2 protein-coding genes are annotated in these 2,583 nt (G+C 47.7%); both read left to right on the top strand.

Going from position 1 to position 2,583, the window contains the following annotated elements; genetic code table 11:
• Positions 1-201: 201 nt before the first annotated feature.
• Positions 202-1,755, top strand: a complete 1,554-nt coding sequence (gene istA, locus WC704_RS17760; RefSeq protein ID WP_372892381.1) for an IS21 family transposase — start codon at positions 202-204, stop codon at positions 1,753-1,755.
• Positions 1,733-2,482, top strand: coding sequence for an IS21-like element helper ATPase IstB (istB, locus tag WC704_RS17755; RefSeq protein WP_372892379.1), 750 nt, complete (start codon positions 1,733-1,735; stop codon positions 2,480-2,482). Before istA ends, istB begins: the two co-directional genes overlap by 23 nt.
• Positions 2,483-2,583 lie beyond the last annotated feature (101 nt).

Raw genomic sequence — 2,583 nt, 5'->3', positions numbered from 1 at the left:
TGAGTATTCCGGACCAAACTGATCGGTCATTCCGGAGCAAACTGATCACCTTCTCCGATTCAAACTGATCAGTGATTCCGGTCAAACTGATCACTTGCAAGAAGCAGATAAATCTAAAAACTTGACGCTGGCTAACCGGCACAGATACAACCTTTGAACACTACTAGAAAGGTTGTTTCCATGCCTCAAAAGAGGTTAGCCATGCGAAGTATACGAGAAATTCTCAGATTAAGGCAATGCGGTCTTAGTCATCGACAGATCGGAGAGGCCGTTCACAAGTCTTCTGCTACTGTTGGCGGCTACCTAGCTCGTGCTGCAGCGGCCAAGTTGACTTGGCCGCTGCCAGAAGGGCTGGATGATTTTGCGCTTGAAGCTTTGCTCTTTCCACCACAAGCAGAGCTGCAAAACGCAAGGCCAGAGCCAGATTTTGCGCATATTCACACGGAGTTAAAACGAAAGGGGGTAACTAAAATTCTGCTTTGGCAGGAATACAAAGAACAAAATCCAGATGGCCTGCAGTTCTCTCAGTTTTGCGATAGGTACAAGAAATGGCTTGGGGCCATCAATGTCACGATGAGAATTCACCACGTAGCAGGCGAGAAGGTTTTCTCAGACTTCGCTGGCAAAAAGCTAAAACTCACAGATCGTGACACCGGCGAAGTTAGCGACGTACACATTTTTGTTTGCGCGTTGGGCGCAAGTGGCTACTTCTTTGCCGACGCTTTTCTCGACGAAACTAGCCAGTCGTGGTGCGCCGGCCATGTGAACGCCTTCAATTACTTTCAGGGTTCTCCGGCCATCATCGTCCCAGACAACCCGAAAGCCACAATCACTCAGCCTTGCAGATATGAGCCGATAATAAATACGACGTTCCTAGAGATGGCTTCGCATTACTCTTGTGCCGTAATTCCAGCGCGAGTGCGCAAACCGAAAGATAAGGCGAAAGCGGAGCTAGCTGTGGGACTCGCAACTCGATGGATTTTGGCTAGGCTGCGTAATCGTACTTTCTTCTCACTGCACGAGATAAAAGTCGCAATCAAAGAACTTCTTGAAGATGCAAATAATCGCCCATTCAAGAAGATGCCAGGTTCTCGCAAATCCATGTTTGTTGAACTTGATCAACCTGCTCTCAATTCACTACCAGAAAGGCCTTTCGAATTCGCAGAGTTTCGAAAAGCTAGAGTCGGCATTGACTACCACGTTGAATTTGAAGGGCACTGGTACAGCTGTCCATATCATTTGGCGAAACAAGAAGTAGAACTTCGAATCACTGCTAGCACTGTCGAGATAATTCACAAGCATCGCCGCATAGCAAGCCATTCAAGAGACTTCCACAAGGCTAAACATTCAACGCTTCCGGAACACATGCCGAAGTCACATAGGGAATATCAAACAGCCAATCCGCCTCGATTAATTGGCTGGGCTGAGATGTATGGACAGGGCACCAAGCTATTAATTGAAGCCATTCTGGAGTCGAAGCCGCATCCAGAGCAAGGCTACAGAGCCTGTATTGGAATTCTGAAGCTAGGCAAGGAATTTGGTGGAGACCGTCTAAACGCAGCTTGCAATCGAGCTTTTGCCACCAGGGCTTGGTCATACAGCAGTGTGAAATCAATTCTAAAAACCGGTCTTGATCAACGTCCGTTACCTTCAGAGACTGAACCAATTCAACTGAAACTGCCACACATAAATCTTCGGGGCGCTAGCTATTTCTTCGTAAAGGAGGAGCAGAATGCTTCTACAACAAACAATTGAAACCCTCAAGCAACTCCGGCTCGGAGGAATGGTCAAGGCCTTAGAGCTCCAACTGGAAATGCCAGACTCGCAGTCCTTGCCGTTTGAGGAGCGGCTTGGGCTGATGGTTGACTGTCAGTTGACGTGGCAATCAGACAAACGACTACAAACTAGATTGCGCTCTGCTCAGCTGTTTGAAAGAGCCACCATTGAAGATTTTGACTTCAAAGGGAGTCGCAACATCGAGCGTAGCTCTTTGCTTTCGCTCGCTAATTGCGATTGGTTGCGTGCGCATCAAAATGTTTTGATCGATGGCGCAACGGGTGTCGGCAAAAGTTACCTCGCCTGTGCATTGGCTCAGAAAGCCTGTAGAGAAGGATTTACTGCTCAATATTTGCGGTGCTCTAAACTCTTTGAAGACTTGAGCATAGCGAGAGCCGACGGCTCCTACCATAGACGGTTGGCTGAGTTAGCCCGAAAAGATCTCCTTGTACTCGATGACTTCGGGCGAACTCCACTCACCATGCCTGAGAGAAAAGACCTTCTGGAAATCATTGAAGACCGCTACGACAGACGATCTTTAATCATTACCAGCCAGCTGCCAACCGATAACTGGCATGATGCAATCGTTGATCCAACCATTGCCGATGCCCTACTAGACAGAGTTATCCACAACTCTCACAAAATAAGTTTAAAAGGTGAGTCAAGGAGGAAAACAAAAGGTAAGCAACTCAAACTCGTCGGATAAAACAACATGCCAGCGTCAAGCCACTTAGAAACTGCTAAAAATCACCGGAGCAACTGATCGGCATCAACCGGAATTACCGATCAGCTTGAGCGGAATACGCA

Origin of the sequence: Sphingomonas sp. (assembly GCF_041661885.1) — a bacterium.
Classification (GTDB): Bacteria; Pseudomonadota; Alphaproteobacteria; order Sphingomonadales; family Sphingomonadaceae; genus Sphingomonas.
This window is presented reverse-complemented; position numbering and strand designations above follow the sequence as displayed.